Consider the following 26,564-nt stretch of genomic DNA (forward strand, 5'->3'; position numbering starts at 1 on the left):
TACCCTGCGCCCACGGGGTGCCGCGCGCGAAAATCCCGAAGCACGCCGGGCTATCGAGCCGATCGCGGATTGGCCACAATGGCCCACCTGACGCGCCTTGCCCGCGTCAGCCCCGAATGAAGCCCAAGGAAAACACTCGCGTCATGGATACCCAAGTACTGGCAAAACTGCTGCATGACGCCGGCTGCAACCCACGCTCGTACAGCATTGGCTCCGACCGGGGCGCCTCCGACGCCTTCTGCCTGGTCAGGCACGGCCCGCAATGGCGCGTGTTCTACACCGAACGCGGCCAGGCGGAGCCGCCGGAGTATGTGTCCAAGGATGAAGACCAGGCCTGTCGCTACTTTCTGCAACTGATACTGGAATTGCCCCATAACCACTGCGTCGGTTTTTTCCGCAGCCAGGCCCGGGCCGACCAGTTGTATGCCGAGCTGCACGCGGCGGGACTCAATCCCACCCAGGACCGGATTCCCTACGGCGGCCCCGACGACCCGCGGTTTCGCGTGTTCGTCAGCGGCCCGGCGATTTTTGGCGCCCGCGAACTGCTGGGAACCCTGCCTCGGGAAGACGCTTGAACTCGCTCACCTCCCCCCTACCTCAGCCTCGTACTTGCTAGCACAAGGAGCCCTCGCCGATGGATGCCAAGACCCTGGTCGCCAACTGCAAAAAGCAAAAAGACCACTACCTGCACAGCCTGCACGACGACCAGACCCAGGTCGGCCAGCAGTTGCAGGCCCTGGCGCTGACCGCGCACCAGAAGGCCCAGGTCCTGGCGGTAATTGATGGCGCCTTGACCGACCAGTTGTACAGCCTGTTGCTGGGCCTGGACGGCGCCGCCAGCATCGGCGACGAACAGCATGACTTTGCGCTGTACAACGAAACCGGCGAAGCCATCAGCGGCAGCGGCGAACTGGAAGCCCAGGCCTATGCGCAACTGATCGAGGCGACCACGGGCTGACTAGCCCTGGGGTCGGTCGAGGGCGGCATCCAGCGCCGCCTCCAGCTCAGCCTCGGCGACCGCCTGGCCATCGAGCCACAGGCTCAGGTCGGCCAGGTGAATGTTCAGGGTCACTTCCCGGCGATCCCCGGGGTACTTGCGCAGGCGCAGATCGAGGCCCAATGCCGACTCATCCGCCGCCAGCAAGTCCCATTGCCCGGCGCTCAGATCCAGCAGCACCCGGCCCTGGCTCAGGTCCTCGACCTTGGGCCCATAGAGCCAGTGGCTCATGCGCATTTCCCGAGGTTCCAGGCTGATGCGCAGGCGGCCGTTGCAGTAGTTTTGCGGGGTGCACATGGGGGCAGGTCCTCGGAACAATTTCAGGGGTTGGGGATCATAACCTGGCCCCTGAAAAAACCTCAGCGGCACGGCACAATCCCTCGTCCGTAGGTGTGGGATTCGCTACTATGTCTTCCCGTTTTCCTGCCTGTGCAGTCAAGCCACCCTGGAGCCCGAATGCCCAATCCCAAGGACATCGCCACCGACAATGGCGCGCCGATGATTCCGGAGCAACGTCGCGAGCAGATCCTGCGTCAGTTGCGCAAGCACCAGGTGCTGAGCGTGCATCAGTTGATGGAAATGTTCGATTGCTCGCACATGACCGTGCGCCGCGATATCGCCCTGCTGGAGCAGGAAGGCCGGGCCTATTCGGTAACCGGTGGGGTGCGCATCGCCAGCCAGTTGCACAGCGAGCCAAGCCACCAGTCCAAGGCGGTGGTCGAGCTGCCGCAGAAGCAGGCCATGGCCAAATTGGCCGCCCGCCTGTTGCGCCCGGACATGACGGTGTACCTGGATGCAGGCACCAGCACCCTGGAAATCGTGCCCTACATCAAGGCCCTCTCGGGCATGACCGTGGTCACCAATGACTTCGGGGTGGTGCAAGCGTTGATGGAGGCGCCGCAGGTGACGGTGATCCACACCGGTGGCCAGCTCGACCACTCCAACCATTCCTGCGTCGGCGGCCTGGCCGTGACCACCCTGCGCCAGATGGTGACCGACATTGCCTTTATGTCCACCAGTTCCTGGGATCTGCGCCGTGGCATCACCACTCCTTCGGCGCTGAAGGTCGAGGTCAAGCAGGTGGCCATGCAGTCGGCGTCCCAGGTGGTGCTGGTGGCCAGCAGTTCGAAATACGGCACCTTCAGCATGTACCGCATCGCCGGCCTGGAGCAGTTCGACGTCATCATCAGCGACGCCGCCCTGGCCCCGGCAGCAGCAGACGGGATTCGCAAACAAGGCGTCGAGCTGCTGCTCCCCGAGTAAACGACCCTGTAGCCGCTCACGCGACATCCATACACCTGACACACCACGGCGACAGCCCCGGCCAGCGCAGCCTCATGCCTCGGCAGCGGCTACAGGGGGTGGGCTTTTTCGGTTTGTTGCATGAACTGGCCCAGCTCCCTGGCGTAGAACCTGGCCATGCCGGTGGTGCCGTGGCCGCGGGTCTCGGCGCTGGCCGGGATCAGCACTAGCTGCGCGTTCTTGAGCTGGCGCAGCGAGGCTTCCAGGGTTCCGGTTTCCGGCGGGTTGCGCTCGTCATCAGCCGAGTTGATCGCCAGCACCGGGGCCTGGATTTTGCCGAGGCCCGGGGCCGCGTTGTAGTCGGCGGACGATTGCCACTGGTAGATAAAGTCATTGGCGTCGGCGCTTTGCGCGGCGGCGAGGCGTTCATCCACCAGTTTGTCGGCCAGGGCCCGGGTCGGTGCAGCCGCCTGATACGCCAGGGTGCCGCCGCTGGTGCCGACGCTGAACAGCGCATTGGCCAGGCGCAGGGACGGCGGCTGGGCGCTGTAGTTACCGTTGTTCCAGGCCGGGTCCTGCTTGATCGACTCCACCAGCAGCCGGCGCATCATCCAGTTGCGCGACGACATCTCGGTCGGCTGCGCAGCCATGGGCACCAGGGCATCCATCATCTGCGGCCAGGTCTGGCCCCACATCCAGGTCTGCATGCCACCCATGGAATTGCCGATGACCAGCCGCAGATGCTTGACCCCCAGGCCCTCGGTCACCAGCCGGTATTGGGCCTGGACCATGTCCGCGTAGTTGTACGCGGGGAATTTGGTGCGCAGCCCGTCCGAGGGTTTGCTCGACTGGCCGACGCCGATGCCATCGGTGGAAATGATGTAGTACTTGCTGGCGTCCAGCGGCTGGCCGGGGCCGAACAGTTCGCCGCCAAAATCCTTGCTCAGCACATCGCTGCCAGGGCGGTAGGTGCCGTGCAGGTAGAGGATGGCCGGGTTTTTCGGATTGCCGAGGGTGATGTAGTGCAGTTTCAGGTTGGCCAGCTTTTCACCGCTATGGAAGGTGAACTCGGGGGCTACCCAGTCTCCTTCGGTGGCCGCCGGCAAGGGCGCGGCGCTGAGGGTGGAGCCGGCGAAAAGCAGGGAAAACAGCAGCCCGATAGCGGGCCGGGAAGCGAAGCGCTGCATGGGATGAGTCCTGTTGTTTTTGTTCTGGGAGCCCCTGCGCGAGCGGCGCACAGGGGGGGCATCGAGGGTTTAGCGGGCCTTCCAGTCGCGCAGCCATTGCAGGCCGGCCGAGGTGTCGCCCCGTGGGCGGTATTCACAGCCGATCCAGCCGTCATACCCCAGCTCGTCGATGAGGTTGAACAGGTACGGGTAGTTCAGCTCCCCGAGGTCCGGCTCGTGACGGTCCGGCACGCCGGCGATCTGGATATGGCCAATGCCGGAAAAATCCCGACGCAGCTTGACCGCCAGGTCGCCTTCGACGATCTGGCAGTGGTAGCAGTCGAACTGCACCTTGAGGTTGCTGGCCCCGACTTCCCGGCAGATGGCCTGGGCCTGGTCCTGGCGATTGAGGAAAAAGCCCGGCATGTCACGGGTATTGATCGGTTCGAGCAATACCGTGATCCCGACCTTGCCCGCCTGGGCACTGGCATAGGCCAGGTTTTCCAGGTACACGCCGTGGTGCCGCGCGCGGTCGCTTTCGGACGGCAGCAAGCCGGCCATCACGTGGATCCGCGAGTTGCCCAGCACGGCGGCGTATTCCAGGGCGCGGTCGAAACCGGCGCGGAATTCGCTCTCGCGCCCGGGCAGGCTCACGGTGCCCCTCTCGCCCGCCGCCCAGTCGCCCGGTGGCGCGTTGAACAAGGCCTGGACCAGGCCGTTGTCGCTCAGGCGCTGCTTGAGTTCCTGGGCGCTGTAGTCGTACGGAAACAGGTACTCCACCGCTTCGAAACCATCGGCCGCGGCGGCGGCGAAACGGTCGAGAAACTCGTGTTCCGGGTAGAGCATGCTGAGGTTGGCAGCAAAACGAGGCATGTTAACTCCTGGGACAAAGGGTCAGACAAAAGGCCAGATCAACAGGGTAATCAAGAAACCCAAGGTGCCGAGCAAGGTGGTGATCACGGTCCAGGTACGCAGGCCGTCGGCGACATTAAGCCCGGCCAGCTTGGTGAAGATCCAGTAGCCGGCGTCGTTGATGTGGGACATCGCCAACCCGCCACCGCCCATGGCCAGGCACAGCAGGGCCATGTGGTTGGGGGTCAGGTTGAGGGTCGCGATCAGCGGCGCGATGATCCCGGCGGTGGTCACCAGGGCTACGGTGGTCGAACCTTGCACCGCACGCAGCAGCATGGTCAGCAAAAAGCCCAGGGCCAGCACCGGCAGGCCGGTGGTGCGCAACATGTCGGAGACCACGGCACCGATCCCGGTGTCCACCAGGACCTTGCCGAACACACCGCCGGCACCGGCGATCAGGATCACCATGGCCACGCCCGGCAGGGCCGAACCGATCACATCCGACACCTGGGAACGGCTCCAGCCGCGACGCGAACCCAGCAGCCAGGCACAGAGCAAGGTGTCGATCAACAGCGCCACCAGGGGCGCGCCGAGCACGGTCATGATCCCGCGCAAGGTCGACTCTGGGGGCAACAGCGAAGTGGCCAGGGTGCCCAGGAGAATCAGGATGATCGGCAGCAGAATCAGGCTGACGATCAGGCCGAAACCCGGTGGTGGCGCCGGCGGCAGCTTGGATACGATGCTGCTGGTGGACTCTTCCAGGCCCATGTGGGACACGGCCGCAGTGGCCTGGGCGCTGGTTTGGCTGGAGCCGTTGTTCCAGGCTTCGAGGTCGGCGTTGGTGACATGGGGGCCATAGACTTCCGCACGGATATCGTCGGTCATCGGGTAGAAGCGACGGGTCATGCGCCCGGCCACACGGTAGCCGACGTAGCACAGGAAAGCGGTCAGCGGCAGGCCGAACATCAGCACCCGGCCCAGGTCCGCGCCCAGTTGGCTGGCGGCGGCCACGGCGCCCGGATGAGGCGGCAGGAACGCGTGCACGGTGAGCAGCGCCGCACACATCGGCAGGGCGAAGATCAGCAGCGGCTTGCGCGCCTTGCGGGCCAGGCCATAGGCCAGCGGCATCAGGATGATGACCCCGACCTCGAAGAACACCGGCACGCCGATGATGAAGCCGGCAATGGTCAGCGCCAGCGGCGTACGGCGGTTGCCGAAGCGTTCGATCAGGGTCTTGGCCAGGGCCTCGGCACCACCGGAAAGCTCGATGATGCGTCCGATCATCGCGCCCAGGGCAATGATGATCGCGATGTGGCCCAGGGTCTTGCCCATGCCGCCTTCAATGGTGGCCACCAGGTCTGCCGGTTTGACCCCGGCCACCAGCGCCACCAGGATGCTCACCAGCATCAGCGCGACAAAGGGCTGGAACTTGTACTTGAGCACCAGGAACAACAGCATGGCGATGCCCACGCCGGCGATCAGCATCAGGATCAGCGGGCTCATGATGCCAGCCCTCCGTCGCAGACCAGGGGTAGTGTGTTAACGAGACTGCAGTCGGGATACGTCATGGGTGAAGTCCTGTTGTTATTGTTTTTCAGGCAGACCGGTCTCCACTGGAGTCGCAACGCGTCTCCCATGGCCTGCCTGCATTTACGTTGGGTCAAGTGAATACCGGTGCCCTACCAGGCGGCACCGAAGGTCTCGCGCAACTCGTCCAGGGCCGCCTGGCTCAGCGGTTCCGGCCGGGGCTGGGTCATCAGCCACAGGCGCGCGGTTTCTTCGAGTTCTTCCAGGGCGTAGCTGGCCCTGGACACCGAGCTTTCCCAGACCACCGGACCCAGGCGCTCAAGCATCACGCCACGCACTCGGTTGGCCAGTTGCGCAACCTGCTCGGCGACCTTCGGCGAACCGGGGCGCTGGTAACCGATCAACGGGATGTGCCCGACCTTCATTACCTGGTACGGGGTCAGCGGCGGCAGGATGTCATCCGCCTGCCAGACACCGGCCAGGGTCAGTGCCACCAGGTGCGTGGAATGGGTGTGCACGACCCCGCCCACGCCCGGGTTGCGATCGTAGACCTGGCGATGCAGGGCCAGGGTCTTGGACGGCTTGTCGCCGGACACCCACTCCCCCGCCAGGTTGACCTTGGCGATGGCCGCCGGGTCCAGGCGCCCGAGGCAGACATCGGTCGGGGTGATCAGCCAGCCATCGTCCAGGCGCGCACTGATATTGCCCGCGCTGCCCACGGTATAGCCGCGCTGATAGAGGCTGCGACCGACGTCGCAGATCTCTTCGCGCAGGGCGTTTTCCTTGCTCAGGGCGCTTTTGACTGCGGTGCTCATTGGGCATCTCCAGCCAGTTGCTTGAGGGCCTTGGCGAAGAAATCCCGACCGCCGAAGTTGCCGGATTTCAAGGCCAGGGCCAGCGGCTCGTCGCCCCCGCTGACAGTGGCCGGCACGCCTGGGTCGATCTGCGCGCCGATCTGCAACAGCTGCACGCCCAGGGCCTTGACCACTGCACCGGAAGTTTCGCCACCGGCAATCACAAAGCGCCGCACGCCAGCCTGGCGCAGCCCCTTGGCGATCTCGCCCAGAGCATTTTCCACCAGGGCCCCGGCACGCTCGACACCCAGTTGCTGCTGCACCGCCTTGACCTCGTCCGGGGTGCTGGTGGCGTAGATCAACACGGTGTGCTGGTGCTCGCGGGCAAAGGCCAGGGCTTGCGCCACCACCGGTTCACCGGCCGCCAGGGCCATCGGATTGATGCGCAGGGCCGGGCGATCGGCTTCAAGCCAGGCCGCAACCTGGCCAATGGTCGCCACCGAGGCACTGCCGGCCAGGACCACTTCGCCACCGGCCACGGTCGGCAGGCTCGACACATCGAAGTCTCGCAGCTTGCCGGCCCGGCGGAAGTTCTCCGGCAGGCCCAGGGCCAACCCCGAGCCACCGGTCAGCAACGGCAGGTCGGCGCAGGCGGCTCCCAGGGTATAGAGGTCCTGGTCGGACAGCGCATCGGCGATGGCCATGCCCACGCCCTGGGCCCGCAGTTCGGCGATCCTCGTCCGGACCGCCTCGACGCCCTGGGCGATGCTGTCGTAACGCAACAGGCCAACCTTCTGCGTGGTCTGGGATTGCAGCACGCGCACCAGATTGGCGTCGGTCATCGGCGTCAACGGGTGATGCTGCATGCCCGACTCGCTGAGCAACTGGTCCTGGACAAACAGGTGGCCACGGAAAAGGGTCCGGCCGTTCTCCGGAAATGCCGGGCAGGCCAGGGTGAAGTCACTGCCCAGGGCCTTGAGCAAGGCCTCGCTGACCTGGCCGATATTGCCGGCGGCGGTGGAATCGAAAGTCGAGCAGTACTTGAAGAAGATCTGCTCGCAACCTTGCTCGCGCAGCCAATTCAGGGCGGCGAGGGACTCGGCCACCGCGTCATTGACCGGCGTGGTGCGGGATTTGAGGGCGATGACGATGGCGTCGGCATCCAGCTCCGCCGCCACTTCGCGACTGGGGATGCCGATGCTTTGCACCGTGCGCATGCCGCCGCGCACCAGCATGTTGGCCAGGTCAGTGGCGCCGGTGAAGTCATCGGCGATGCAGCCCAGCAACGGGCGGGAAAGGGTCGGGCTCATGGGGCGGTCCTCACACAGACTCGGGCTTGGCGGTCGGCAACTCGATGCCCGGGAAAATCTTGATCACGGCCGAGTCATCCTCGCGCCCGAAACCGGCGCTGGAAGCCTGCATGAACATCTGGTGCGCGGTGGCCGACAGCGGCAGCGGGAATTTGCTGGCGCGGGCGGTATCCAGGACCAGGCCCAGGTCCTTGACGAAAATATCCACCGCGGACAGCGGCGTGTAGTCGGCCTTGAGGATGTGCGGCACGCGGTTTTCAAACATCCACGAGTTGCCAGCGCTGTGGGTGATCACTTCGTACAGGGCGTCGGCGTCCACCCCTTCACGCAGGCCCAGGGCCATGGCTTCGGCGGAGGCGGCAATGTGCACCCCGGCCAGCAACTGGTTGATGATCTTGACCTTGGACCCCAGGCCATGGGCATCGCCCAGGCGGTAGACCTTGCCCGCCATGCCGGCCAGGATCGCCTCGGCCTTGGCGTAGGCTTCGGCCGGGCCCGAGGTCATCATTGTCATTTCGCCGGCCGCGGCCTTGGCCGCACCACCGGAGATCGGCGCATCGAGGTACAGCAGGCCTTGCTCGGCCAGGCGCTGCCCGAGGTCCACGGCGTAGGTCGGGGCCACGGTGGCACAGCCGATCACCAGGCTGCCGGGGCGCAGGGCCGCAACCGCCGCACCGTCGCCGAACAACACGCTTTCAGTCTGCTCGGCGTTCACCACCACGGTGATGATCACGTCACATTCGGCGGCCATCTGCGCGGCGCTGGCACAAGCCACCCCGCCTTCACTGGCGAATTGCTCGGTGACCGCGGCGCGCACATCGCAGGCATGCACATTGAAGCCGCTGCGCAACAGCGAGCGGGCGATACCCAGGCCCATGGCACCGAGACCGACGACACCGACGTTTTTGTTATTCATGAGCAACTCCAGAAATAGGCGACGGCGTACCCTGCGCGGCAGCGCGCAGGCGGCGGGCCGCGTCGAGGGAATAGAGGTTGGCGCTGATCAGCGCGCTCCCGGGCAGCGCCTGTGCGGCGACGGGAGCTGCGAGCAGCGATACGGCGTGCCGGATTACCGCGGGGCTGACGCCAAAGGCGGCGGCCAGCAGCTCGGCGGGTTCGGGGCGGGCAACGCGCAGCGAGGCATGCAAAGAGTGGGTGTGGGTCGACCGAGGAGCCTTGGCGCTCGGCGGGTGCAACGGGGCCTTGTCGTACATGAGGGCCATCCTGCTTGGTTTTGTTGTCAGGTTGGAACAGATAATCCACCAATGAACGGATTATGTGAAGTTATTTTTCAATCTAACATTTTTTAACATCGCCACTCACACACCCACCCTCCCCAACCTGCCTCGCTGCGCAGCCGCCACCACCGATACCGCCCGCTCGGCGTCAGGGGCGCGACGGTTCTACCGCGCGTCGGCCAGCCTCGATAATCGGCCGAACAGCGCCTGCAACCCTGACCTGGATCAGTTCAAGCGCCCAGGGCCGGGTCGATGCTCAGGACACAGGACCACCGACTGACGGTAGCGCCCCTCATCGCACTGGCGTTGACCCCCTTGCCGGGCTGGTGCCTGATGCTGAGTCCCGCAATGTTTGGATAAGGATGATTCGACATGGCAACGATCCAAGTTCTCGCAGGTGACTTCCTGCAAGGTGATGGCGAATACCGCAACGGCAGCTTCAAGCTGAAGACCGCCTTCAATACTTCCCCCGGCGTGGTGCTCAAGGCCTCGGCCTTCAAGACCCTGGAAATCGCCACCCAGGATTCCGTCGCCAACAAGGATGCACTGGGCTTCGGCATCGCCGGGGCCATGCTCCTGGGGCCGGCGGGCGCAATTGCCGGTTACCTGATGGCAGGCACCCAGACCGAAGTGACGTTTCTCGGCACCTTCAATGACGGTCGGCAATTACTGGCTGCCACCGACAGTCAGACTTATCGGGATATATCCCGGCAATTGAGCGCGCCATAATCTCCCTTCATTAATTACAACAGTGCTCACGGATATAGTCCCTGAGCACTGACTTGTAATAACGGCGCAATGAACCACGACAACAAATAGCACACTGCCATAAATCAGCCGACTTCCTGTACATTTCCTGTCTGACGCCAATTAATACACTCATCCGGGTGGTTTTAATGTTGACTTCACCCCCCCTCGCCAGTAAATTGCGCGGGCCGGCAACACCGGCCATTTTTCAACTCACTAAAGAAGCCAATGGACACAGTATCTAGACGCTGTCTGGCCGCTGCCTCTGCGCAGAACCAGGCACTAACCCAGGCAATGACGGGACTCGACTCTTCGGTCGGGTGAGCTGCGCTAGAGCTTGAAGCTCCATCGTAACTTGCCTCCACCGGAGCCAGTCCGGTCGCGAGGTAATGTTATGAACTTCAAATCCACAGTAATGCCAGGCGTACGCGCCTTTGCTTCGACGATGCGCGTCAAGCTGTGCCGTGAGCGCAGCGTCGCGGCACGCTCGCCCTTCTCCACCCCCTGCGCCCGTACCCAGGCCCACCTGCGGTCCAATTGGCGCGTCTGCCCGGCCACCGGTCAGCTCCAGCAACGCTGGTGTGTCGATGACAGCCAGGACCCACCGAGTCGGAGTATCGCGCAGCTGTTCCAGCAGGCCGGGATGATCTACAGCCTGTACCTCGGAACCCGCACTTTCCACTGATCCGAAGACACTTCGTGTTCTTCCCGAGCGTTTTCCTTATATAAGGAATTCGGCAACTTACTGTTGCCCGCTTTAAATCAAATCAATGGGAGCCTGTTATGGAAGAGGCCAGTAGTAGGTTCGCTGTATATCCATTGTCACGGAGTATGCAGCGAACGTTAAAACCAATAACACGCAACTACCTGAATCGATCGCTTACTTGCGGCTCGACATACTTTCGCTCGTCTTTAATCAGGTGAGTTGTTTGTGTGTCGTGCCGCAAGACTGCGGCAGGAGCACACGCAATGACTACAGCAGTAAAAAAACCCAAGGCCCACAACGGCAACGCGTCCAGCGACGAAAACAAGCTGTCGATGCGTGCGGCCCGGGAAGCCCAGAACAGCCTTGACGTGACCCTGGGCAACGTCAAATCCAACACCAATGGCCTGACCGAACTCGACGCCGAGGGCCGCCTGCACCGGGACGGCTTCAACGAAGTGGCCCACGACCACCCACCCCACGCCCTGGTGCAATTGCTCCAGGCCTTCAACAACCCCTTCATCTATGTGCTGATGACCCTGACCGGCATCAGCTTCATCACTGACTTCTGGCTGCCACTGCAAGACGGCGAAGAAACCGACCTCACCGGGGTCATCATTGTCCTGGTCATGGTCCTGGCCAGCGGCCTGATGCGCTTCTGGCAGGAACACCGTTCGGCCAAGGCCGCCGAGGCCCTCAAGGCCATGGTGCGGACCACCGCCGCAGTCCTGCGCCGCGAGCAGATGGGCATGCAGGCCCAACTGCGCGAAGTGCCGATGCGCGACCTGGTCGTGGGCGACATCGTGCGCCTGTCGGCGGGCGACATGATCCCGGCCGATATCCGCCTGATCGAATCCCGCGACCTGTTTATCAGCCAGGCCGTGCTGACCGGCGAAGCCTTGCCGGTGGAGAAGTACGACACCCTGGGCGCGGTCCAGGAAAAGTCCGCCAGCAGCGTCGCCGCCGACCAGCAGGACCTGCTCGACCTGCCGAACATCTGCTTCATGGGCACCAACGTGGTCAGCGGCACCGCCACGGCCGTGGTGGTGGCCACCGGTTCGCGCACCTACTTCGGTTCCCTGGCCCGCTCCATTGTCGGCACCCGCACCCAGACTGCGTTCGACCGTGGGGTGAACAGCGTCAGCTGGCTGCTGATCCGCTTCATGCTGGTGATGGTGCCGATCGTGCTGCTGATCAACGGCTTCACCAAGGGTGACTGGACCGAAGCCTTCATGTTCGCCCTGGCGGTGGCCGTCGGCCTGACCCCGGAAATGCTGCCGATGATCGTCAGCGCCAACCTGGCCAAGGGCGCCGCCGCCATGGCCAAACGCAAGGTGGTGGTCAAGCGCCTGAACGCGATCCAGAACTTCGGCGCCATGGACGTGCTCTGCACCGACAAGACCGGCACCCTGACCCAGGACCGGATCATCCTCGAACGTCACGTCGACATTGCCGGCGGGCGCTGCGACCAGGTGCTGCAACTGGCCTGGCTCAACAGCTACCACCAGAGCGGCATGAAAAACCTGATGGACCGCGCCGTGGTGCGCTTCGCCGAAGAAAACCCCAAGTTCAGCCCGCCCCAGGCCTGGACCAAGGTCGACGAACTGCCGTTTGACTTCGTGCGTCGCCGTCTCTCGGTGATCCTCGCGGACGACACCGGCCATCACCTGATGGTGTGCAAGGGCGCGGTCGAGGAAATGCTCGAAACCGCTACCCAGGTACGCCAGGACGGCAAGGTCGTCGAACTCGACGCCCAGCGCCGCGCCGCACTGCTGGAGCAGGCCGAGGAATACAACCGCGATGGTTTCCGCGTGCTGCTGGTGGGCACCCGCGACCTGGCACCCGACGCGATCCGTACGCAGTACAACGCCAGCGACGAACGCGAGCTGGTCATCGAAGGTCTGCTGACCTTCCTCGATCCGCCCAAGGAAACCGCAGGTCCAGCCATTGCCGCCCTGCGTGAAAACGGCGTAGTGGTCAAAGTCCTGACCGGCGACAACCCGATCGTCACCGCCAAGATCTGCCGCGAAGTCGGCCTGGAAGTCGGCGTGCCGGTACTGGGTCGCGACATCGAGCAAATGGATGACGTGTCCCTCAGCCGCCTGGTGGAAGAGCGCACGGTCTTCGCCAAGCTGACCCCGCTGCAGAAATCCCGGGTGCTCAAGGCCCTGCAGGCCAACGGGCACACCGTGGGCTTCCTCGGCGACGGTATCAACGATGCTCCGGCGCTGCGCGATGCCGACGTCGGTATCTCGGTGGACAGCGGGACCGATATCGCCAAGGAATCGGCAGATATCATCCTCCTGGAAAAGAGCCTGATGGTGCTGGAGGAAGGGGTGATCAAGGGTCGCGAGACCTTCGGCAACATCATGAAGTACCTGAACATGACCGCCAGCTCCAACTTCGGCAACGTGTTCTCGGTGCTGGTGGCCAGTGCCTTCATCCCGTTCCTGCCGATGCTGGCGATCCACCTGCTGTTGCAAAACCTGATGTACGACTTCTCCCAGCTGGCCCTGCCGTGGGACAAGATGGACAAGGAATACCTGAGCAAGCCGCGCAAGTGGGACGCCAACAACATTGGCCGTTTCATGCTGTGGATCGGGCCAACCTCGTCGATCTTCGACATCTCCACCTTCGCCCTGATGTGGTTCGTGTTCGCCGCCAACAGCGTGGAAATGGCCGCCCTGTTCCAATCCGGCTGGTTCATCGAAGGCCTGCTGTCGCAGACCCTGGTGGTGCACATGCTGCGGACCCGCAAGATCCCGTTCATCCAGAGCACCGCTGCGTTGCCGGTAATGCTGGCCACCGGCCTGGTGATGGCGCTGGGGATCTACGTACCGTTCTCGCCGCTGGGCGCGATGGTCGGCCTGGTACCGCTGCCGTGGGAATACTTCCCGTGGCTGGTCGGCACCCTGCTCTGCTACTGCGTCGTGGCCCAGACCATGAAGACCATCTACATCCGCCGCTTCAAGCAGTGGTTCTAAGCACCTGAGCCCAGGGTGGCCGGCCGGTTTGGCGGCCACCCTGGATCGGCAACGGCTCCTCCCAACACCCTGGGGAGAACAGCAATGCGACTGATCCAATACCTGTGGCAACCACTTGATCGGGCCCTGCGTGCACTGCTGGTGATCGGCCTGTCGAACAGCGCCAGGCTACTCACCGCCCTCAGCGTCCGGCTCTATGCCAGGGGCTGGCTGAGCGCGGTTGAGGTCCGATTTCTCCTGGCGTTCAGCAGCGCCATCAACCGCACCTCGATCCGGGTTGCGGCCCGCTAGACAATGAAACAGTTCAAGGAGAGTCCTCATGTCGGGAACTACTCTGCTAATCAATCTCGCTGGTTCCATCGCCCTGTTGCTGTGGGGCACCCATATGATTTCCTCGGCCCTGCTGCGCGGTTTCGGCACGCAGTTGCGTCAGTGGCTGGGGCAAAACCTGACTAACCGCTGGATGGCCCTGGCCTGTGGCATCGGCATCACTGGGGTGCTGCAGAGCAGCACCGCCGTCAGCCTGATGGCCACCTCTTTTACCGCCGCCGGGACCCTGAGCCTGGCGCCGGCGCTGGCAGTGATGCTGGGCGCCAATATCGGCTCGACCCTGGTGGTGCAACTGCTGAGTTTCGATATCTCGATCGTCACCCCGCTGGTGCTGCTGGTCGGCTTTATTGTGTTCCGCCTGCGGGACGACTCACGCTTCGAAAGCCTGGGCTGCGCCCTGATCGGTCTGGGCCTGATGCTGCTGGCCCTGCGCATGCTCGGCGCCACCCTGGGCGACGTCGAAGGCTCGGCGATATTCCAACTGCTGATGCGCAGCCTGGACGGCGAACTGCTGCTGGCGCTGCTGGTGGCCACGGTGCTGGCCTGGGTCTGCCACTCCAGCGTCGCGGTGGTGTTGCTGGTTGCATCCCTGGCCGGCGCCGGCCTGCTTTCACCCTCCACCAGCATGGCCCTGGTGCTGGGGGTGAACATCGGCGGCGCGCTGCCTTCGCTGGTCAACGCCGGCTCCAGCGTGGCCCGGCGCCTGCCCCTGGGCAATTTTCTGGTGCGCCTGAGCGGGGTGCTGATGCTGTTGCCCTGGGTGCCGTTGCTGGCCCAGCCCCAACTCCTCGGCCAACTGCCACCGGCACTGCTGGTGGTGGGTGTGCACAGCGCCTTCAGCCTGGTGTTGGCCCTGCTGTTCATCGGCCTCACCGGGCCCCTTGCCGCCCTGCTCACCCGGCTGCTGCCGGAGCCCGAGCGGGTGGTCGACCCCGGGATGCCGCTGTACCTGGACGAATCCGGCCTGGAAGTGGCCAACATCGGCCTGGCCAACGCCGCCCGCGAAGCCCTGCGCATGGCCGACATGCTGTCGAGCATGCTCAGCCGGGTGCTGCAACTGCTGCGCACTTCGGAGCAGGCCAGCGCCGATGAAGTGCGGCGCATCGACCAGTCCCTGGACTTGCTCAGCGCGGCGATCCGCGCCTACCTGGCGGATATCGGCAAGGAAGGCATCAGCGACCAGGATGCCGACCGTTCCCAGGAGATCCTGATGTTCGTGATCAACCTGGAACACGCCGGCGACATTCTCTCCACCAGCCTCGCGCAATTGGCGGCGCGGCGCCTGCGTCGGGGCGAGCACTTCTCGGCCTTTGAACTCGGCACCCTGTACCCGTTGCACCGTGAAGTCCTCGAAAGCCTGAGCCTGGCGGTGACCGTGTTCCTGCGCGAAGACCTGCCCACCGCACACCAGCTGGTCAGCCGCAAGGAAGTGGTGAGAAGGCTCGAAGCCATGGCCAGTCGCGAGCACTTCCGGACCTTGCGCGAAGACAAGAGCGCCTGGGCCGAGTCCGGCGATATTTTCCAGCGCCTGCTGCGCGACTACCGCCGCGTGCATCACCACATCGCCGCCCTGGCGTACCCGGCCCTGGAACGCGCCGGGGAACGCGACATCAACAGCAGCCTGGCCGGTGACGGCCTGGCAGACGCTCCCGACACCATTGACCGCAAGGAACCAGAGCAATGCGCATCCTGATCTGCGCCGGGCGCCACTACGCCGACACCCACCTGTGCCGGCGGGTGCTGGAAGCCTTCCAGCGCATGCACGAAGTGCGGGTGCTGATTCACGGCGGCAGCCAGTTCCTGGGGGCGGAAATCGAAGACTGGGCCCGAGAGATCGGTGCCGACATCGTGCGCTATCCGCCCAACTGGCAGCTCCACGGCAAGCACGCCGAGCGCCTGCGCAATGCCTTCATGCTCAAGGACAGTCGCCCGGACCTGGTGATTGCCTTGCCCGGCGGCGAGGACACCGAAGAGCTGCTGGCCCGGGCCAAGGCCCAGGGCATTCAGACCCTGTCGGTCACTGACCGGCAATAACCCACCCCTTTCCACCCACAACGAGCCTTCCTCATGAACGAAGAACCCAGCAGGCGCTGTGCCCCCTTTGCGGGCCTTGATCCGCTCACCACCTGCGTCCCCTTTCGAACGCCCCCTGCGTGCCAGCACGCAGGGCGCATCGCCCCGACCCTGACGGAGTTCCACCATGCTCAAGCCCAAGCGTCATAGCGCCCCCAACCCGGGCCCATTCACGTCCATCAGCAACAGCCTGCCGCCGTCCCGGGTACGGATGCTGCGGCGTAACCTGCAGTTCATCAGCCTGATCCTGGTGTTGATCGTGCTGCTGTCCCTGTTCTCCACCGCCCGTGCCGCGGGGGGTGCCTATGTGGTGGACGATGGCGGGATCAACGCCCCGGGGGAATGCAACGTCGACCTCTGGCACCAGAGCAATCGGCATGACCATTCCAGCCAGCAGACCGTGCTGTCGCCGGCCTGCACCTTCCAGGCCCTGCCCTGGGCCCAACTGGGCGTCGAAGTGCAGCACGGCCGGGAAGACGGCGCGTCCGAGACGCAACTGAGCCCGCAGCTCAAGGCGCAACTGTGGGACCGTGAAGACCTCGGCCTGCAACTGGCCCTGGCCACCTCGGCGCACGTGGCCCTGAACCGCAGCCACGCCTTTGACGGCGCCGACTTCAACCTGCCCCTGACCTACTCGCCCATCCAGGCCCTGCGCCTGAACCTCAACGCCGGCTGGAGCCATGCCTACGATGACGGCCAGCGCAATCACCGCTGGACCTGGGGTACAGGACTGGAGTACGACCTGGCCGAGAGCCTGACCCTGATCGCCGAACGCTACGGCCAGCGTGGCGGCGATAACGCCTGGCAAGCCGGGCCCAGGCTGCATGTTGGTCAACGCATCGACCTCGACCTCGTGCTCGGACAAAACCTCAACCAGACCCGCGACCGCTGGCTAAGCACCGGCGCCACCCTGCGCTTCTAACCCTGTAGCCGCTGCCGAGGCACAAGGCTGCGCTGGCCCTCATGGGCGCCGTAATCCACCCGAGAGAAATACGGCGTTTTACAGGGCCAGCGTCCGAATGCGGCCGAGCCTGCGGCAGCGGCTACAAGGTTATTGGCGGTAATCGGGGGCGGTGCGGTCGAGGAGGCGCAGCAGAGCGGACCAGGCCAATTGCATCGCATCGGGGTCGTTGAGCTCACCCTCTTCCAGGGGCCTTGCGGGGTCATTGAACTGGCGTTCGGTGTATGCGCACACATCCGCCGGTGGCAACACCAGCTCTCCCGCAGCCTGGGCCGCAAGCTGGATCTCGCAGGCTTTCTCCAGGTAATACATGCGCAGAAACGCCTGGCTGACGCTCTCGCCCACGGTCAACAGACCATGGTTGCGCAGCATCAGCACCGGCTTGTCTCCCAGGTCCGCCACCAACCGTTGCTGCTCGCCCATGTCCAGGGCCACGCCTTCGTAATCGTGATAGGCCACGCGCCCGTAAAACTCCATGGAAATCTGGTTCACCGGCAGCAAGCCGCACTTGAGCGCCGCCACCGCGCAACCGGAGCGGGTGTGGGTGTGCAGCACGCACTGGGCATCCTCGCGGGCGCCGTGGATCGCACTGTGAATCACGAACCCCGCCGGGTTCACCGGGTACGGCGAGGCCTCCACCGCACGCCCGTCGAGGCCGATCTTGACCAGGTTCGACGCGGTGATTTCGTCGAACATCAGGCCATAGGGGTTGATCAGGAAATGGTGTTCCGGCCCCGGCAGGCGCACCGAGATATGGGTAAAGATCAGGTCGGTCATGCGAAAGTGCGCAACCAACCGGTAACAGGCCGCCAGCTCTTCGCGCAGGCGCTGTTCAGTGGCGCTGCGCTCGGGGCCGGCAGTTGCAGGGACGGCGCCAAGCGGCGGTGCAAGGGTGTTCATCATCAGGTTCTCCAGGCTGATCGGCTGCGCGAACAATAGGGCTGGACGCCAACGGACGTCCAGCCCGCTCCGCCACTACTTGCTGGCCCAGGCGTTGAAGCGCTCTTCGAGCTCCTCGCCATGATCGACCCAGAACTCGACGTTCATCGACAACGCCCCCGTCAGGTTCTGCGCCGAGGTCGGCACCCATTGCGCCAGCTTCGGATCGAGCTGCGCCGCAGCCTGGGTATTGGTCGGCCCATAGGGGATCTGCTGCACGTAATTGACCTGCACCTCAGGCTGGTTGGCGAAGGCGATAAAGCGCTTGGCCTGGTCGACATGCCGCGAGCCCTTGATGATCGCCCAGTAATCCATGCCATACAGGCTGCCCGGCCAGACCAGCGCCAGGGGGCTGCCACCCTGGGCCGCCGAAGCGATCCGGCCGCTGTAGGTCGAGGTCATCACCACATCGCCGGCGCTCAGCCATTGCGCCGGTTGCGCGCCGGCCTCCCACCACTGGATGTAGGGCTTGAGCTCACCCAGCTTGGCGAACGCGCGGTCGACACCGGCGGGGGTCGCCAGGACCTTGTACACGTCCTCGACCTTGACCCCGTCCGCCATCAGGGCGAACTCCAGGTTGTACACCGCGCGTTTGCGCAGGCCACGCTTGCCGGGGATTTTCTTCACGTCCCAGAAATCCGCCCAGGAGGTTGGCGCCTGGGCCAGCTTCTGGCGGTCATAGGCAATCGCCACGCTCCAGACCAGGGCCGCTGAGCCACAGTCTTGCGCGGCATCGGGAATCAACTGCTCGGCATGCCCCAGGACCTTCCAGTCAAGGCGCTCGTACATGCCCTCCTCGCAGCCGCGCATCAAATCCGGGCCTTCGATCTGCACCACATCCCAGTCGACGCTGCCGGTGTCGACCATGACTTTGATCCGCGCCATCTCGCCGTTGTATTCGCTCTGGATCAGCTTGCTGCCGTCGGCCTTGCTGAAGGGCTGGAAGATCGCCACGTCCTGGGCTTTTTGTCCGGCTCCGCCGTACCCGACCACCACCATGTCCGGCGCTGCCTGGGCGCTGCCCAGCCCGGCAGCCAGCAGCAGGAACAACGGATAAAGGCCCTGTTTGCGCGTGTTCGATTTCATCATTGGTTCCTCGTGCAGGTCCCCCTTGGGTCATCGCCGCCAGGGTCCTTTTTTATTGTTGTGAGGGTGGCCCCAGGAGCGGGCACAAAACGAAGCTACTGCAACCACAAGTAAAAAAACAAGTTGATTTTTTACTGAGGGTAAATTTCTATAGGCCAATAATAAAAATGCCGAATACCCGCCTTCGCGTCTTCGGCCCGCCTGGAGCTTTCCCATGTCGACGCCGTCCTCCGCCTTCACGCACCTGTTCGAGCCGTTGCAGATCCGTGGCAAACGCCTGAAGAACCGCATCATGTCCAGCGGTCACGACACCTCCATGCCCACCGACAACCTGGTCAACGAGCAGTTGATCGCCTACCACCGGGCGCGGGCCGAGGGCGGCGTCGGGTTGATCGTGCTGCAGGTGGCCGGGGTCCATGACAGTGCGCGCTACACCTCCCACGTGCTGATGGCCACCGATGACGCCTGCATCGACGGCTACCGGCGCCTGGCCGAAACCTGCCACGCCCACGGCACCCTGGTGCTGTCGCAGATCTTCCACCCGGGGCGCGAGATCATGGAGTCCAGCGACGGCCTGCTGGCCGTGGCCTATTCGGCCTCGGCGGTGCCCAATGAACGGTTCCGGGTCATGCCCCGGGCTCTCGACCAGGGGATGATCGACGAAATCATCCGCGGTTACGCCAGCGCCGCCCGGCGCCTGCACCAGGCCGGGCTGGATGGCGTGGAGGTGGTGGCCAGCCATGGCTACCTGCCGGCGCAATTCATCAACCCCCGGGTCAACCAGCGCAGCGATGGCTACAACGGCGACCTGGAGCAACGCCTGCGATTTGTCCGCGAGGTGATCGCCGCGATCCGCGCCAGCACCGACGAGCAGTTCATCATCGGCCTGCGCATCAGCGCCGATGAACGCGACCCCGAGGGCCTGAGCGAGGACGATTCCCTGGCCGCGGTGCAGGCCCTGCAACGGGAGCTGGATTACGTGCACATCGTCGCCGGCACCTCGGCATCCCTGGGCGGCGCAGTGCATATCGTGCCGCCGATGGCGATCGAGGCCGCGTACCTGGCCCGTGAGGCCGGGACCTTCAAGGCCGGCCTGCAGATTCCGCTGTTTGTCACCGGGCGCATCAACCAGCCCCAGGAAGCCGAACTGATCCTGGCCCGTGGCCAGGCCGACGTGTGCGGCATGACCCGTGCACTGATCTGCGACCCGCAAATGCCCAACAAGACCGACAGCGGGCGCGCTGAAGATGTGCGCGCCTGCATCGCCTGCAACCAGGCCTGCATCGGCCACTTCCATAAAGGCTTGCCGATTTCCTGCATCCAGCACCCGGAAACCGGGCGCGAATTGCAATTCGGCACCTTGCACAGCAGCGCCCGGCCCAAGCGAATCATGGTCGCCGGCGGCGGCCCGGCCGGGATGAAGGCCGCCGCGGTGGCCGCGCAACGGGGGCATGAGGTCACGCTCTACGAGGCCAGTGCGCAACTGGGCGGCCAGGTGCTGCTGGCGCAGTTGCTGCCACGGCGCAGCGAGTTCGGCGGCGCCAGCACCAACCTGCAACGCGAGATGCAACTGGCCGGGGTGCGGGTGGTGCGCAATACCCGGGTCGACCGGGCGCTGGTGGAACGCGAGCGCCCGGACCTGGTGATCATTGCCACCGGCGCCGAGCCCTATTGGCCGGCCTTTGAGCGTGGCGGCGAACTGCAAGTGGTGGATGCCTGGCAGGTGCTGCGCGACGAGGTGCAACTGGGGCGCTCGGTGGTGGTGGTGGACTGGCGCTGCGACTGGATCGGCCCCGGCATCGCCGAACGCCTGGTCCGCGCCGGGCATCAGGTGCAACTGGCGGTCAACGGCACCCACTGCGGGGAAAACCTGCCGCTCTACGTGCGCGACCAACTGGCCGGCGAGCTGCATCGACTGGCCATCCCGATCATTCCCTATGCGCGCCTGTACGGCTGCGACGACAACACGGTGTACCTGCAACACACCGCCAGCGGCGAACCCATGCTCCTGGAAAACATCGACAGCCTGGTGCTGTGCCAGGGTCACCAAGTGGTCGACACCCTGGGCGACGAGCTGCAGGGGCTGGTGGAGTTTCGCCGGATCGGCGACTGCCTGGCGCCGCGCACCGCCGAAGAAGCGATCTACGAAGGCTTGAAAGTCGCCTGGGAGCTGTAAGGCTGTTTTATACTCCGCACCTTTTCCAGGATCGGGCGCCCCGGCGCGCCCACCTCCACGGTTCGGAGCACGCCATGAGCAACAGCAGCAAGATGCCGCCTGCCACCAGCGCGCCCCCGCCCGACGGCAACGCGGCGGGCCCGCAGTTTCTCGGCACACGGATCCGCGGCCTGCGCAAACGCCGCGGCATGACCCTGACCGAGCTGGCGCAAAACAGCGAGCTGACTGCGGGTTACATCAGCCAGTTGGAACGCAACCTGGCGTATCCGTCGATTCCGGCGCTGTTCAACATCGCCCGCAGCCTGGGCGTGACCATCCAGTGGTTCTTCGCCAGCGAAACCAATACCGCGCCTGAAGACCAGGGTTACGTGGTGCGCCGGCAAAACCGCATGAGCGTGCATTACGAAAACGGCATCGTCGACCAGTTACTGACCCCGCAGCCGACAAGGCAGCTGGAGTTCCTGCATTCGCGTTTTCCTCCGGGCACCTACAGCCAGCTCAGCTACAGCCACGAAGGCGAAGAAGCCGGCTACCTGCTGGCCGGCAGCTTTGAGCTGTGGGTCGGTGAACGGCACTTCCAGCTCAACGAGGGCGACAGCTTCAGTTTTTCCAGCCAGGAACCCCATCGCTACGGCAACCCGGGCGAGGTCGATGCGCTGGTGCTGTGGGTCATCACCCCCCCAACCTTTTAGTTTTCAGGCCATAAGTCATGCACCATTTGATCCGGCACAACGCCCCATGAGCCGCCTGCCCTCGCTCCAGATCGACCTGGCCAACATCCAGGACGCACCGCAGCTGCATGCACGGCTGCGCGATGCCCTGGGTTTCCCGCATTGGTATGGCTGCAACTGGGACGCCTTCTGGGACGCCATCAGCGCCCTGGTGGAGATGCCCGAACAGCTGGTTTTCGAGCACTGGCCGGGGTTCGCCGAACGCCTGCCCCGCGAGGCGCGGATGATTCAGGAGTGCCTGGAGCGACTCAAGCAGCTCTATCCCGAACAGGCCTGCCAAACCCATTACCGCTAAGCCACACCCCTTATCCAACAAGGAAGAAGATCCCTCGAATGGCCTTTATCTCCCGCAACAACACCCTGTCTGGCCTGCTGCTGGTCGCGGCCACCCTCCACGGTTCGCTGGCCCAGGCCCAGACCAAGTCCTTCGAAGAGCGCAAGCAGCAGATCCACGCCATGGACCAGCAGGTCTCGGCCGAGGGCAGCGCCCGCAAGGAGCGCTCCGAAGCCCTGCTGCGTGCCGAGGGCGTGCCGCTGCCGGCGGGCCTGCCGGCGATCGCCACCCAAGCCAACGCCCACCCGCGCAGCACTGACGCCGTCGCCTACCGCGCCATGGCCTTGCTGGTGGTCGCGGCCAAGGGCAGCGGCCTGGACCAGCCGACGGTGGACAAACTGGTCGAGGGCTACAACCTGACCCCGCGCTTTACCCCGGAAGAAAGCCTGTTTATCGCCAATCCCCAGCCCTCAGAAGAGCAGCGCATCAAGTTCTCCTGGCGCTACGAATCGGCCTGGGTCCTGCTCTGGGCCCTGGGCTATGTCGACACCCTGGACAAGCCGCAGAACGTCTGCGACGTCAACAGCGCCGCGGCCATCATGCTCAAGCGCACTCCTGAGGAGTTTATCGCCGACGCCAAGCCGCGCCCGCTGCAAGAAGTCCTCGACCAGACCGACCGCACCTACCGCTATGACTGGAATGTGGTCGAAGCCCGCATGAAAAACACCGCGCCCCCGGCCGGCCTCGACGCCAGCGTGACCTATGAACGCCACTACGCATTCAACTGGTTGATGGGCTACATGGGTCAGGAATGGGACGACGTCAATACCGATACCTGACAGGAAAACCGCCTGCGCTACGGCCCCATTACTTGGCCGCTGCGCAGCGCCGGCCGGCCCAGCAGCCGCCAGCACCCTCGCCCCACCTGAAGCGCTGGCTGCCCACTGATAGGCCTGACGCACGACCCTGTTTTTTTCAAGGAGCCATCGGATGGTCAATGTGTTGTTTATCTGCAGTCAGAACCGCCTGCGCAGCCCCACTGCCGAGCAGGTGTTCGCCGATTGGCCGGGGGTCGAGACCGCCTCGGCCGGGATCAACCACGATGCCCAGGTGCCGGTGTGCCCGGAACTTCTGGAGTGGGCGGACCTGATCCTGGTCATGGAACCCCGGCACCGCAGCAAACTGTCGAGCAAATTCAAGCCGCACCTGCGGGACAAAAAGATCATCTGCCTGAACATCCCCGATGATTTCGAGTTCATGGCCCCGGAGTTGATCGAGATCCTGCGCAAGCAGGTGCCGCAGTTTTTGCCAGACTGAACCCCACCGTCACTCAAGGATCGAGCCGCTATGGCCCTGGAACTGTTCGACCTGCCGACCTGCCATGTGCTGCTGGAGATCGAGAACTATCAGTTCCCCGGGCACACGGATCGCCTGGATGCCAACTGGCTGCAGGTTCGCGGCCGGATCGAAGACCCCCGCGGCAGCTGGAGCTTTGTCGACCCCTGCCTGACCACCCAGGAACTGCTGAAACTGGAACGTTGGCTGGGGGCCCTGGATCCCGGCGCGCCGGCCATCCAGTCCTGCTACTTCACCGAGCCTTGCCTGGCGTTTCACTTCAACCCCGGGCCGCACCCGGTCCTGGAGCTGGTGTTGTCCCACGAGGCCGCGCCCCCCTGGGCCAGCGCCGAGCAACGCCTGGAAGGCGTGTCGTTGCAGGTGCCGGCGTCCACCAACAGGCCCGAGGTGCTGCAAGCCAGGGTCCAGGGATTGATCGCACGCTTCCCGGTTGTGCCTTGATGAACCGCTGAGCGACATCAGCGCGCCAGCAAGGCCGCGCTCAAGGCCGCCGAGGCGTTGTACAGCGCCATCCTGCCGCGCAACAGCACCTGGGCGCTGCGCCGATAGGCCGCCGCGTCGATCAGCACCTGCTCGCCGTCCAGACGTGCGGTGATCAGGGTGTCGAGCACGCCGGCAGGGTTTTCGATCGACAGCGGGAATTCACCCACGCTGGCGCCCAGGGCCTGGGGCGCGCTGAGCACGTCATGGGCCACCGTGCCCTCGATCAGGCACGCCGCCGCCAGGCAGCAGCCACCGGAAACCGCCAGGGACGGATGGGCGCTTTGCGGGGTGAAGTAGCGGGTGTTGATGTGGCCACCGGCCTGTGCCGGGCTGACGATGCAGATTTTTGGCAGGGTCTCGCTGCGCCGCAGTTCATCGGCGCTCATCAGGGCGCCGCTGCGATTGCGCAGTTGCATGCGCTGGCCGCCTTCGACCAGCAGATCGCTCAGGGCCGACTTGAACACCGGATCGGCGTCCAGCTGCGCTGGCGTTTCATAACCGCTTTTGCCCAGGTCGGCGGCGTTGACGATGATCATCGGCACCGCGACATCGATGCAGGTCGCGGCAATGCCATTGAGCCTGTCGCGGCGCAGGCCGCTGGGAAACAACGCCCCGGTCTTGGCCCCCACCGGGTCGTGCAGAAACAGATCGACCCCGGGAAACACCCCGTTGACCCCAGGGATCCGGGTGTCGCTGAGCAGACGGCCATTGGCAAACCCCAGGCGCGCATAGAGCGTGGTCCGGGTGTTGGTATTGAAGATTTCGATCTGCGCCGTCGGCTCCTCAGGTGCCAGCCAGCCCCGGGCCAGGGCATAGAGCGGCAAGGCGGCCGACATATTGCCGCAGTTGACGCTCCAGTCGATGTGGCTCTTGCCGGCCGCCAGTTGCGCCAGGGTGCTGGTCATGCGCGTCTCGCCGGGCCTGCGCTCGACGATAAACACCTTGTTGCTGGTGGGGATGCCCCGGCCCAGCCCGGTGATCTGGGTGTTGCCCGGCCAGTCCCCCACCAGCGGCACGCCCATCAGGTGGCGTAGCAACTCCTCCAGCAGCGCTTCGTCTTCGGGCACCGCCTCCCGGGCCAGGACCAACCCGGTCGAGGTGCCGCCGCGCATGTGAAACACCGGAAACTGAAGAATGCCGGCGTCAAGCGTGCAGCGCTGCGGGTCTGTGTTCATGGTCGGCTCGGGGCGATTGGCGAAGTCAGGGGGCAAAGCCTAAAGCCGTTGCCCGGACTTTGACCAGCCCTGCGCTGGCGCCGCTCATGAATAGGCACCCACCACCCGTCGCACCTTGAGCAAGGCCTCGCGCAACGCCCCCATCTCCAGCGAGCCCAAGGCCAGGCGCAGCGCATGGGGAACATGGGCCGAGGTGGCGAACGGTTCGGCCGTGGACACCGACACCTGCTCACGCAGCAACTCCATGGCGATCTGGTCCGCGCGGACCTCTTCGGCCAGGGGCAGCCACAAAAAGTACGAAGAGGGGTGGCGCACCACCGGCAACCCCGCCAGCACCTGGTCGGCCAGGGCCTGCCGGGCCTCGGCGTCGGCGCGTTTTTGCGCCTCCAGCCGAGCGACCGTGCCATCGTCGATCCAGGCACAGGCAATCGCCGTCAGCATCCCTGCGGTGTTCCAGGTGGTGGCCCTGATACTGCGCTCCAGCGCCGGCACCTGCGGCAGGGGCGCGGCGATAAAACCAACCCGCAGGCCGGTGGCGACACTCTTGGAAAACCCGGACACATACAGCGTTCTTTCCGGCGCCAGGGCGGCAATCGGCGGCGGCGCCTCGGCGGCCAGAAACGCATAGGCCCCATCCTCGATGATCGACAGCCCATGCTCGCGCGCAATCGCCACCAGTTGCCGGCGCTGTTCCAGCGCCATCACCCAGCCCATGGGGTTGTGCAGGGTCGGCATGGTGTAGACCGCCCGCACCGAACGCTGGCGGCACAGTTGGTCGAGGGCGTCGAGGTCCGGCCCCTCGGCCGTTGCAGGGATCGGCAGCACTTCAAGGTGCAGGGATTCGGCCAGCACCTTGAACCCCGAGTAGGTCAGCGCGTCGGCGGCGATCACATCCCCCGGTTGCAGCAGCGCCATCAGCGCCACCGCCAAGCCATGCTGGGCGCCGCTGACGATCAGCACCTGCTCGGCCTGCACCTGCAACCCGCGGCTCAGCAGGTGATGTGCGACGCCAGCCCGCTCATGCAAACGCCCGGCATGGGGCTGGTAGCGCAGCAGGGATTCCAGGTCACCGGACAACGCCAACTGGCGCAGGGCCGTGCGCAGCAGGTCGGCCTGCCCGGGAACCGAGGGGTAGTTGAAGTTGAGGTCGAGCATGCCCGCCAGCACATCCGGCTGGTCGATACCCTGACCCGGTGGCAGCGCGGTCTCCCGGACAAAGGTGCCGCGCCCGGTTTCGCCGCTGACCAGGCCCATGGCCTCCAGTTCGGCGTAGACCCGGCTGGCAGTGACCAGGGCCAGCCGGTGCTCGGCCGCCAGTTGGCGATGGGTCGGCAGGCGCGTACCGGGCGCCAGGCGCCCAGCACGAATGTCGGCGGCGAAGCTATCAACCAGGGCTTTATAGCGGGCGCGAGGCATGAGC

General features: G+C 64.8%; 28 protein-coding genes. 16 read left to right on the forward strand and 12 right to left on the reverse strand.

Annotated features, from left to right (window positions below; genetic code table 11):
• Positions 1-143: 143 nt before the first annotated feature.
• Positions 144-575: an SPOR domain-containing protein gene (locus AC19YX_RS02940; RefSeq protein WP_500605626.1), complete on the forward strand. Its 432-nt coding sequence runs from the start codon at positions 144-146 to the stop codon at positions 573-575.
• Positions 576-634: 59 nt separating this feature from the next.
• Complete coding sequence (locus AC19YX_RS02945) at positions 635-958, forward strand: hypothetical protein (RefSeq protein ID WP_421547053.1); 324 nt, start codon at positions 635-637, stop codon at positions 956-958.
• Here the strand turns inward: AC19YX_RS02945 and AC19YX_RS02950 are convergent, their stop codons facing one another.
• Positions 959-1,294, reverse strand: coding sequence for a hypothetical protein (locus AC19YX_RS02950; RefSeq protein WP_421547054.1), 336 nt, complete (start codon positions 1,292-1,294; stop codon positions 959-961).
• 159 nt (positions 1,295-1,453) lie between these two features.
• Between AC19YX_RS02950 and AC19YX_RS02955 the strand changes: the two genes are divergently transcribed.
• Positions 1,454-2,260, forward strand: a complete 807-nt coding sequence (locus tag AC19YX_RS02955) for a DeoR/GlpR family DNA-binding transcription regulator (RefSeq protein WP_078471369.1) — start codon at positions 1,454-1,456, stop codon at positions 2,258-2,260.
• Positions 2,261-2,349: 89 nt separating this feature from the next.
• On the opposite strand, the gene AC19YX_RS02960 is transcribed toward AC19YX_RS02955, so the two are convergent.
• The 7 genes from AC19YX_RS02960 to AC19YX_RS02990 form a co-directional block, all read right to left on the reverse strand.
• Positions 2,350-3,426, reverse strand: coding sequence for an alpha/beta fold hydrolase (locus AC19YX_RS02960; protein WP_500605627.1), 1,077 nt, complete (start codon positions 3,424-3,426; stop codon positions 2,350-2,352).
• Positions 3,427-3,495: 69 nt separating this feature from the next.
• Positions 3,496-4,278 (reverse strand): 2-oxo-tetronate isomerase, encoded by a 783-nt coding sequence (otnI, locus tag AC19YX_RS02965; RefSeq protein WP_500605628.1) that lies wholly within the window; start codon positions 4,276-4,278, stop codon positions 3,496-3,498.
• A gap of 21 nt (positions 4,279-4,299) precedes the next feature.
• On the reverse strand, positions 4,300-5,760 hold the full coding sequence (locus AC19YX_RS02970; protein WP_201130679.1) for a GntT/GntP/DsdX family permease: 1,461 nt from the start codon (positions 5,758-5,760) through the stop codon (positions 4,300-4,302).
• Between the two features lie 176 nt (positions 5,761-5,936).
• The gene (otnC, locus tag AC19YX_RS02975) at positions 5,937-6,575 is read right to left on the reverse strand and encodes a 3-oxo-tetronate 4-phosphate decarboxylase (protein WP_078471552.1); all 639 of its coding nucleotides are present in this window, start codon (positions 6,573-6,575) and stop codon (positions 5,937-5,939) included.
• Between the two features lie 20 nt (positions 6,576-6,595).
• Positions 6,596-7,888 (reverse strand): 3-oxo-tetronate kinase, encoded by a 1,293-nt coding sequence (gene otnK, locus AC19YX_RS02980; protein ID WP_421547057.1) that lies wholly within the window; start codon positions 7,886-7,888, stop codon positions 6,596-6,598.
• Positions 7,889-7,898: 10 nt separating this feature from the next.
• A complete protein-coding gene (gene ltnD / locus AC19YX_RS02985) occupies positions 7,899-8,804 on the reverse strand; it encodes an L-threonate dehydrogenase (RefSeq protein WP_020298321.1) in 906 nt (301 codons plus the stop codon).
• Positions 8,797-9,102 carry a hypothetical protein gene (locus tag AC19YX_RS02990; protein WP_500605629.1) on the reverse strand — a complete coding sequence of 102 codons (306 nt, stop codon included), beginning with the start codon at positions 9,100-9,102 and terminating at the stop codon, positions 8,797-8,799. Before AC19YX_RS02990 ends, ltnD begins: the two co-directional genes overlap by 8 nt.
• A gap of 396 nt (positions 9,103-9,498) precedes the next feature.
• On the opposite strand from AC19YX_RS02990, the gene AC19YX_RS02995 reads away from it, so the two are divergent.
• The 7 genes from AC19YX_RS02995 (at position 9,499) to AC19YX_RS03025 (ending at position 16,885) form a co-directional block, all read left to right on the forward strand.
• Positions 9,499-9,855: a hypothetical protein gene (locus AC19YX_RS02995; RefSeq protein WP_500605630.1), complete on the forward strand. Its 357-nt coding sequence runs from the start codon at positions 9,499-9,501 to the stop codon at positions 9,853-9,855.
• 412 nt (positions 9,856-10,267) lie between these two features.
• Positions 10,268-10,558 (forward strand): hypothetical protein, encoded by a 291-nt coding sequence (locus AC19YX_RS03000; RefSeq protein ID WP_078471375.1) that lies wholly within the window; start codon positions 10,268-10,270, stop codon positions 10,556-10,558.
• Positions 10,559-10,842: 284 nt separating this feature from the next.
• A complete protein-coding gene (mgtA, locus tag AC19YX_RS03005; RefSeq protein ID WP_421547059.1) occupies positions 10,843-13,560 on the forward strand; it encodes a magnesium-translocating P-type ATPase in 2,718 nt (905 codons plus the stop codon).
• An 84-nt stretch (positions 13,561-13,644) separates the two neighbouring features.
• Positions 13,645-13,851 carry a hypothetical protein gene (locus tag AC19YX_RS03010; protein WP_078471377.1) on the forward strand — a complete coding sequence of 69 codons (207 nt, stop codon included), beginning with the start codon at positions 13,645-13,647 and terminating at the stop codon, positions 13,849-13,851.
• A 28-nt stretch (positions 13,852-13,879) separates the two neighbouring features.
• Positions 13,880-15,583, forward strand: coding sequence for a Na/Pi cotransporter family protein (locus AC19YX_RS03015; RefSeq protein ID WP_078471378.1), 1,704 nt, complete (start codon positions 13,880-13,882; stop codon positions 15,581-15,583).
• Entirely contained in the window at positions 15,571-15,924 is a 354-nt protein-coding gene (locus AC19YX_RS03020) for a DUF2493 domain-containing protein (protein WP_078471379.1), read from the forward strand. Before AC19YX_RS03015 ends, AC19YX_RS03020 begins: the two co-directional genes overlap by 13 nt.
• A gap of 166 nt (positions 15,925-16,090) precedes the next feature.
• On the forward strand, positions 16,091-16,885 hold the full coding sequence (locus tag AC19YX_RS03025) for a PA4824 family protein (protein WP_078471380.1): 795 nt from the start codon (positions 16,091-16,093) through the stop codon (positions 16,883-16,885).
• A 129-nt stretch (positions 16,886-17,014) separates the two neighbouring features.
• Here AC19YX_RS03025 and AC19YX_RS03030 read toward each other — a convergent pair whose 3' ends face one another.
• Together AC19YX_RS03030 and AC19YX_RS03035 are read right to left on the reverse strand one after the other, a co-directional pair.
• A complete protein-coding gene (locus AC19YX_RS03030; protein ID WP_421547061.1) occupies positions 17,015-17,827 on the reverse strand; it encodes a class II aldolase/adducin family protein in 813 nt (270 codons plus the stop codon).
• Between the two features lie 72 nt (positions 17,828-17,899).
• The gene (locus AC19YX_RS03035) at positions 17,900-18,949 is read right to left on the reverse strand and encodes an ABC transporter substrate-binding protein (RefSeq protein WP_078471381.1); all 1,050 of its coding nucleotides are present in this window, start codon (positions 18,947-18,949) and stop codon (positions 17,900-17,902) included.
• A gap of 214 nt (positions 18,950-19,163) precedes the next feature.
• Between AC19YX_RS03035 and AC19YX_RS03040 the strand changes: the two genes are divergently transcribed.
• The 6 genes from AC19YX_RS03040 (at position 19,164) to AC19YX_RS03065 (ending at position 23,927) form a co-directional block, all read left to right on the forward strand.
• Complete coding sequence (locus tag AC19YX_RS03040) at positions 19,164-21,125, forward strand: oxidoreductase (RefSeq protein ID WP_078471382.1); 1,962 nt, start codon at positions 19,164-19,166, stop codon at positions 21,123-21,125.
• Between the two features lie 92 nt (positions 21,126-21,217).
• Complete coding sequence (locus AC19YX_RS03045; protein ID WP_161955751.1) at positions 21,218-21,817, forward strand: helix-turn-helix domain-containing protein; 600 nt, start codon at positions 21,218-21,220, stop codon at positions 21,815-21,817.
• 46 nt (positions 21,818-21,863) lie between these two features.
• Positions 21,864-22,151: a barstar family protein gene (locus tag AC19YX_RS03050; RefSeq protein WP_500605631.1), complete on the forward strand. Its 288-nt coding sequence runs from the start codon at positions 21,864-21,866 to the stop codon at positions 22,149-22,151.
• Positions 22,152-22,189: 38 nt separating this feature from the next.
• Positions 22,190-22,969 carry a DUF4272 domain-containing protein gene (locus tag AC19YX_RS03055; RefSeq protein WP_500605632.1) on the forward strand — a complete coding sequence of 260 codons (780 nt, stop codon included), beginning with the start codon at positions 22,190-22,192 and terminating at the stop codon, positions 22,967-22,969.
• Between the two features lie 151 nt (positions 22,970-23,120).
• Positions 23,121-23,447 carry a low molecular weight protein tyrosine phosphatase family protein gene (locus tag AC19YX_RS03060; protein ID WP_020298306.1) on the forward strand — a complete coding sequence of 109 codons (327 nt, stop codon included), beginning with the start codon at positions 23,121-23,123 and terminating at the stop codon, positions 23,445-23,447.
• Between the two features lie 30 nt (positions 23,448-23,477).
• Entirely contained in the window at positions 23,478-23,927 is a 450-nt protein-coding gene (locus AC19YX_RS03065) for a WapI family immunity protein (protein WP_500605633.1), read from the forward strand.
• Positions 23,928-23,944: 17 nt separating this feature from the next.
• On the opposite strand, the gene AC19YX_RS03070 is transcribed toward AC19YX_RS03065, so the two are convergent.
• Both AC19YX_RS03070 and AC19YX_RS03075 read right to left on the reverse strand, forming a co-directional pair.
• On the reverse strand, positions 23,945-25,144 hold the full coding sequence (locus tag AC19YX_RS03070; RefSeq protein ID WP_500605634.1) for a PrpF domain-containing protein: 1,200 nt from the start codon (positions 25,142-25,144) through the stop codon (positions 23,945-23,947).
• A gap of 84 nt (positions 25,145-25,228) precedes the next feature.
• The gene (locus AC19YX_RS03075) at positions 25,229-26,560 is read right to left on the reverse strand and encodes an aminotransferase-like domain-containing protein (RefSeq protein ID WP_500605635.1); all 1,332 of its coding nucleotides are present in this window, start codon (positions 26,558-26,560) and stop codon (positions 25,229-25,231) included.
• Positions 26,561-26,564: the final 4 nt, after the last annotated feature.

It is taken from the genome of Pseudomonas sp. MF09150, assembly GCF_059862355.1.